7 protein-coding genes are annotated in these 6,256 nt (G+C 37.1%); 5 read left to right on the forward strand and 2 right to left on the reverse strand.

Translation table 11 applies throughout. The features are described 5' to 3' along the window. Window positions 1-180: 180 nt before the first annotated feature. The 5 genes from J7J10_03935 to miaA are packed head-to-tail and all read left to right on the forward strand — an operon-like array spanning window position 181 to window position 5,312. Entirely contained in the window at window positions 181-930 is a 750-nt protein-coding gene (locus tag J7J10_03935; protein MCD6130079.1) for an NAD-dependent protein deacylase, read from the forward strand. 42 nt (window positions 931-972) lie between these two features. Next, the gene (ftsH, locus tag J7J10_03940; protein MCD6130080.1) at window positions 973-2,784 is read left to right on the forward strand and encodes an ATP-dependent zinc metalloprotease FtsH; all 1,812 of its coding nucleotides are present in this window, start codon (window positions 973-975) and stop codon (window positions 2,782-2,784) included. Beyond that, the gene (folP, locus tag J7J10_03945; protein MCD6130081.1) at window positions 2,753-3,958 is read left to right on the forward strand and encodes a dihydropteroate synthase; all 1,206 of its coding nucleotides are present in this window, start codon (window positions 2,753-2,755) and stop codon (window positions 3,956-3,958) included. Before ftsH ends, folP begins: the two co-directional genes overlap by 32 nt. Next, the gene (gene dtd, locus J7J10_03950; GenBank protein ID MCD6130082.1) at window positions 3,955-4,407 is read left to right on the forward strand and encodes a D-tyrosyl-tRNA(Tyr) deacylase; all 453 of its coding nucleotides are present in this window, start codon (window positions 3,955-3,957) and stop codon (window positions 4,405-4,407) included. Before folP ends, dtd begins: the two co-directional genes overlap by 4 nt. Further along, window positions 4,401-5,312, forward strand: a complete 912-nt coding sequence (gene miaA / locus J7J10_03955) for a tRNA (adenosine(37)-N6)-dimethylallyltransferase MiaA (protein ID MCD6130083.1) — start codon at window positions 4,401-4,403, stop codon at window positions 5,310-5,312. The genes dtd and miaA overlap by 7 nt, the downstream gene beginning before the upstream one ends. Here miaA and J7J10_03960 read toward each other — a convergent pair. Next, complete coding sequence (locus J7J10_03960; GenBank protein ID MCD6130084.1) at window positions 5,296-5,784, reverse strand: hypothetical protein; 489 nt, start codon at window positions 5,782-5,784, stop codon at window positions 5,296-5,298. The genes miaA and J7J10_03960 overlap by 17 nt on opposite strands. Window positions 5,785-5,853: 69 nt before the next feature. Further along, complete coding sequence (locus tag J7J10_03965) at window positions 5,854-6,072, reverse strand: hypothetical protein (GenBank protein MCD6130085.1); 219 nt, start codon at window positions 6,070-6,072, stop codon at window positions 5,854-5,856. Window positions 6,073-6,256 lie beyond the last annotated feature (184 nt).

The raw sequence follows: 6,256 nt of genomic DNA on the forward strand, positions 1-6,256 counted from the left end.
TGAAGGGTGTTCACTTTTAATCTTTAAACAGTTCACTTTTAAAATTTAGCTAACAGGTAAAGTTTTGTTTTAACAAAACTTTACCTTGCAAATAGGGTTAAAGGTATTGGACAACTCTCGCAGAGAGTTGCAAGCAAAGCGAAGCTTTGTCTTGACACATTATGCAATTTCTGATTTTATATAGTTGTGGAAAAGGTAAATCAGCTGATACAGGTTATTAAATCTCATCATAATATCATTGCTTTAACAGGTGCTGGTATATCCACCAAGGCTGGTATTCCTGATTTTAGGGGTGATAAAGGTATTTATAAAACGAAAGGCGTATCAGCAGATAAAATATTCGACATAACCTATTTTCAGACTCATCCTGAGTATTTCTATCATTTTACAATGGAACTCCTGCCTGCACTCCACGATGCTCAACCCACAATAGGGCACAAGCTTCTGGCAAAACTGGAAAAAATGAAATATTTAAAGGGTATTATTACTCAGAATATCGATGGACTGCATCAAAAAGCGGGCAGTAAAAATGTTATAGAGATTCACGGCTCTATGTGGAAATTTTATTGCACCTCTTGCGACAGAAGGTATAGCTATGATGAGATTAAAGAGATAATTATGAAGGGTGAAGTGCCGCGGTGCGAGTGTGGAGGACTGATCAAGCCAGATGTTGTTTTCTTTGGCGAAGCAGTAAAAGAAATGGAAAAAGCCAGCCGTTGGGCGGGCGAAGCAGAGTTAATGATCGTTTTAGGTTCAACACTTATTGTTTATCCTGTCGCTCAATTGCCGCTGTATACTATTGAAAATAAAGGCAAGTTGATTATTGTTAATAAAGACCCTACGCCTATGGATAGATATGCTCTTTTTGTTTTTCGCACAGATATAGAAGAATTTGCCCAGGCTGTGTTGAATGAGATAACCGAATCTTGACCTTTAAACAGTTGGTCAATATATATATTTACAGGAGAAAAAATGTCGCTTTATAAGAATTTGTTTTTATGGTTAGCAGTGGCTTTGGTTATGATTGTTCTGTTCAATACCTTAAGTACCAAACATTATAACACCGCAAAAAAGATCAGTTATACACAGTTTGTAGAATCAGTTGATGAAAACAATGTCGCGAGCGTAAAAATCAAAGGAACAGAAGTAACAGGAAAATCAAAGGATAACAAGTCTTTCAAAACCTATATTCCGCAAAATTCAAGCATTATAGAAAAACTGGAAAAGAACAACATCAGTATAGAAATTCTTCCGCAAAATAAAAATTCATTTATGTTAAATATGCTTTTCTATTGGGCGCCTGTAATTCTTCTTGTTTTTCTCTGGTTCTATTTTATGAATCAAATGCAAAAAGGCGGAAAAGCGATGAGCTTTGGCAAGATAAATGCTCCTTTGGCAATGGCTGCAGGAAAAAAGATTACATTTAAGGATGTCGCTGGTGCAGACGAATCAAAAGAAGAATTAAAAGAGATAATAGACTTCCTGAAAAATCCCGGAAAATATAAACGATTGGGAGCAAAGATCCCCAGAGGCGTTTTATTAATCGGACCGCCCGGCACGGGAAAAACTTTGTTAGCTAAAGCGGTAGCGGGAGAGGCAAATGTGCCTCTCTTCAACATTAGTGGTTCTGATTTTGTAGAGATGTTTGTAGGAGTAGGGGCTGCACGGGTAAGAGATCTGTTTCAACAGGCAAAGAAAAATGCACCATGTATTATATTTATTGATGAAATAGATGCTGTAGGTAGACACCGAGGAGCAGGCATCGGCGGTGGTCATGACGAAAGAGAACAAACTCTAAATCAGCTCCTGGTGGAAATGGATGGATTTAAAACAGCGGATAATGTAATTATTATGGCTGCGACCAACAGACCCGATATCTTAGACCATGCATTATTAAGACCGGGAAGGTTTGACAGGAAAGTAGTGGTTGTAAAACCAGATGTGAAGGGCAGGGAAGAGATATTGAGGGTGCATAGTGTAGATGTGAAGTTAGCAGAAGATGTAGACCTAAAAATTGTAGCCAAAGGAACTCCTGGTTTTTCTGGTGCAGATCTGGCCAATCTGGTAAATGAAGCAGTTTTACATACAGCAAAACTCAATAAAAGAGAAACAGATATGACTGATTTTGAGATAGCTAAAGATAAAGTGCTTATGGGACCAGAGAGAAAAAGTATGATAATTAGCGAAGAGGAAAAGAAAAACACGGCATATCACGAATCTGGCCATGCTATGGTGGCTAAATTTCTCCCCCATACTGACCCTGTACACAAGGTAAGCATTATCCCTCATGGAGAGGCAATGGGTATAACTCAACAATTGCCGGAAGGAGATAGATACAGCTACGATAGTGAATATTTAATGAATAAAGTTGCCGTTTTAATGGGTGGAAGGGTTGCAGAAGAACTTGTCATGGGACACATCACAACAGGAGCCGCAAATGACATTGAAAGAGCTACGGACATTGCCAGAAAAATGGTTTGTGAGTGGGGAATGAGCAGCTTAGGTCCCATTACTTATGTATCGGATAAAAATGAAGTCTTTTTAGGAAAAGAAATAGGAAGATACAAAACCTACAGTGAGAAAACAGCTTTTGCTATAGATGCGGAGGTTAAAAAGATTGTTAACAAGGGGTATGAGATGGCAAAAAAAATAGTATCTACTCATATAGATAAGCTGCACAAAATTGCTGACTTGTTATTAGAAAAAGAAACCATCACAGGAAGAGATATTGATGAAATATTGGGAATAGATAATGTTCTTCAAACTGGAGTTATTTCCGCCTGAAATAACCTTTATCGACAAGCAGCTGAAAGACATTGGCGTAGATGATATAGGCCTTTCCATTATGAGAGGGAAAGGTAGTAGTCTGTGCTTTTGCATTCATGATGTAGCTTTCCCTTTGGCAAATATATTAAAACAGGAAGCTCTTGCTATAGGAGCGGATGCGGCTGTGCACAGAAATTGCGTCTTGGGAGAAATAGAGAAAACAGATGTTTTGTTATTGGGTAATGTAAAGGATATGCAAAATTTAAGTATAAAATTAAAAAAACAGAGTTTCTCGTCGTTAAGAATGTTGGGAGATGAACTGAATAAAAACATTAATGGATGTTTAAAGGACGAATTTATCATCAAAGGACCACATCTAAAGATGCACCTGGGGGAAAGGGCATATCTGATGGGTATTCTCAATGTTACACCGGATTCTTTCTACGACGGAGGAAGTTATATAAATGTAGAAGAGGCAGTAAGCCATGCCTTAGAGATGGTAGATGATGGAGTGGATATCATAGATGTGGGCGGAGAATCTACGAGACCCGGGGCAAAAGCTGCGGACGAGAAAAAAGAAACCAGCCGTGTTATTCCGGTGATTAAAGGAATAAGGAAAAAAAGCAGTATTCCCATCTCCATTGATACTTACAAGTCAACAGTTGCAGAAAAGGCCATACAGGTAGGGGCAAATATGGTCAACGATGTGGCATTGAAATTGGATAAAAAGATGATAGATGTAATAAAAAAATATAATGTTCCCATCATAATCATGCATATGAAGGGAGAACCACGAACAATGAATGTGAATCCTGTATATGATCATCTTATTTCTGATATTTTAGAGCAAATGGAAGAATATATAGAAATGTTGGAAAAAAATGGAGTAGATGAAGAAAAAATTATTGTTGATCCTGGTATAGGATTTGGAAAGAAGATGGAGGATAGTTTAGTTATTCTCCACAGACTGAATGCATTTAAGGTTTTAGGAAAACCTATATTGGTAGGCGCATCCAGAAAATCTTTTATCGGCAAGATATTAAACAATGATGTGGAGGAAAGATTGTGGGGAACATTGGCAGCAATAACAATGGCCAGAACGAATGGTGCACATATCTTGAGGGTTCATGATGTTAAACAAGCAAAAGAAGCTTTAAAAATAACAGATGCAATAATGAGGGAAGGAGCATGAAAGCAGTAATACAAAGGGTAAAGGAAGCAAATGTAGAGGTGGATGGCAAAAACATTTCTAAAATTGGCAATGGTTTGCTTGTTTTTCTCTGTGTTTGTGTAGATGATGATGAAGAAGATGCGGCAATTTTAGCCCGCAAAATTGCATATCTGCGTATATTTGATGATGATGAAAGAAAGTTTAATCGTTCGGTGGTAGATGTAGACGGAGAAATATTACTCGTTTCAGAGTTTACCTTAGCGGCTAATATAAAAAAGGGGCGCAGGCCTGATTATTTGCATGCGGCAGAAAAAGAAGAGGCGATTAAGCTGATGACATTATTTGAGAAAACATTGAGTTCCCTGATTAAAAAACCTATTCCTACAGGTAAGTTTGGAGCACACATGATTGTTAATATAAAAAACGATGGACCTGTAACATTGTTTATGAACAGCAAAGATCTATGGTAGATGTAGTAGTCATCGTTGGTCCTACCGCAGCGGGGAAAAGCGTTTTAGCTCAAGAGATAGCAAAAAGGATAGATGGTGAAATTATTTCTGCCGATGCAACGCAGGTCTATCGCCTCCTAAACATAGGAACAGCAAAGGTTTTGCCCTCAGAGAGAGCTGTTCCGCATTATCTTATAGATATAAGAAACCCTGATGAGCACTATTCATGCGGAGATTTTGTAAGAGATGCAAAAACTTTGTGTAAAAAGATTGCTAAAAATGGGAAATTGCCCATTATTGTGGGAGGAACAATCTTTTACATATACGCTCTTATCCATGGAATGCCGGAAGAACAAGAAATTGATGATAGAATTAAGGCTTTTGTAGAGGATGTAAGCTGTGAATACGGCCTTTCTTTCATATACAGGTGGTTGAAAGTATGTGATGAGAAATGGGCAGAAAAGATTGATAAAAACGATAGTTATCGTATAAAGCGTGGTTTCTCCTTTTATCTTTCCCATAATCTTCCTTATTCCTCTTATTTAGAAGGTGTAAAGAAAAATGAGGATTTTTCCTTTCATCTCATTGGTCTTTCTGTAGAAAAAGAAAAGTTAAACAAAATAATAGAAGAAAGAGTAGAAAAGATGCTGAAATGCGGATTTGCGGATGAAGTAGGGCAGATCCTTTCATTGGGTTATTCCCCCTCTCTTCCTTCACTTCAATGTATAGGATACAAAGAGATAATAATGTTTTTACAGGGAAAGCTAAAAGAAGAAGAGCTTTTTTCACATATCTGTAAAGCAACAAAAAATTTGGCAAAGAGACAGATGACCTGGTTGAGAAACAAATTTCATAATATAACCTGGTTCAATGCAGAGACACCTGATCTGGTTCATAAGGTAATAGAGGTTATTTCTCCCCGTTGAGCCTTAAGTTATTATCTTTGAAAGTGGCAATAGGTCTATCTTTTATAAAGATAAAAATATACAGATCTTTGAATGGTGGAATATAAGAATTTATTACATCTTTAGCGATTTCATCTTTTATATTTAAATTTTTGGCCCGAGCCTGCAGAAATTTCCTGCGAGAACAATAAATAGAGTAATCTATTCTTGCCTCCTCTACCACCTTTAACAGCATTTGTTTGAGTTCTTGATTTGATAAAAAGAAATGTCTATCTCCGGTATAATACCATCTGTATTTCGGTTGTGTATCAAGATTAATGGTAATAGTCTTCGCCAGCGGCGAGAAAGATGCACCGATGGAAAAAAACTGATCTGTCCTGATATTTTTATATCTCTTTATTTCATCTGTAAATTCATCCTTTATTACCCGGGCATACAGCATGAATAACTCATTCTTTATACAGTATTCTTCGGCATAAACCCTTTTTATCATTTCAGGATTGCCAAAGGCAAGGATTAAAAGAAAAATAATTAATGATATAAGTCTTATATTCCACATAAATTATGGGTCGGTTGAGAATTGGGATTTTTTGTCTTCTTGAGCTGCATTCCCTTTATCTTTCATATTTTTTGACCAGGTGAAATCTGTTCTTACAGTGCCGTAAATGGTGATGGTTGTATCGCCTTTTGCTGCAGTAGTATTGCCAGCAGCATTATCGGCATTTGATACTCCACAAATCATTATACCTATTATCATTAATAAGCAAATTATTGTTTTCATCACAGATTTATAATATATACCAAAATAGTTTTGTCAAACTCTCAGATTTTTATTACATATAGTAGGGTTAATATCCCGCTGTTTGCCGCGTTTTGTGATAAAATTGCATTTTTCTGTCATAAAAACCTCCAGTTTTTACGACCAAACCTGCGGTTTGTGTCATTCCCGCGCACGCGGGAATCCA

The organism is Deltaproteobacteria bacterium (assembly GCA_021159305.1).
Taxonomy (GTDB): domain Bacteria; phylum Campylobacterota_A; class Desulfurellia; order JAGGSF01; family JAGGSF01; genus JAGGSF01.

Excerpts from the sequence above, each read along its gene's own strand:
- ftsH (MCD6130080.1), top strand. The coding sequence starts at position 973 with ATGTCGCTTTATAAGAATTTGTTTTTATGGTTAGCAGTGGCTTTGGTT.
- folP (MCD6130081.1), top strand. The coding sequence starts at position 2,753 with ATGTTCTTCAAACTGGAGTTATTTCCGCCTGAAATAACCTTTATCGAC.
- dtd (MCD6130082.1), top strand. The coding sequence starts at position 3,955 with ATGAAAGCAGTAATACAAAGGGTAAAGGAAGCAAATGTAGAGGTGGAT.
- miaA (MCD6130083.1), top strand. The coding sequence starts at position 4,401 with ATGGTAGATGTAGTAGTCATCGTTGGTCCTACCGCAGCGGGGAAAAGC.
- J7J10_03960 (MCD6130084.1), bottom strand. The coding sequence starts at position 5,784 with ATGATAAAAAGGGTTTATGCCGAAGAATACTGTATAAAGAATGAGTTA.
- J7J10_03965 (MCD6130085.1), bottom strand. The coding sequence starts at position 6,072 with ATGAAAACAATAATTTGCTTATTAATGATAATAGGTATAATGATTTGT.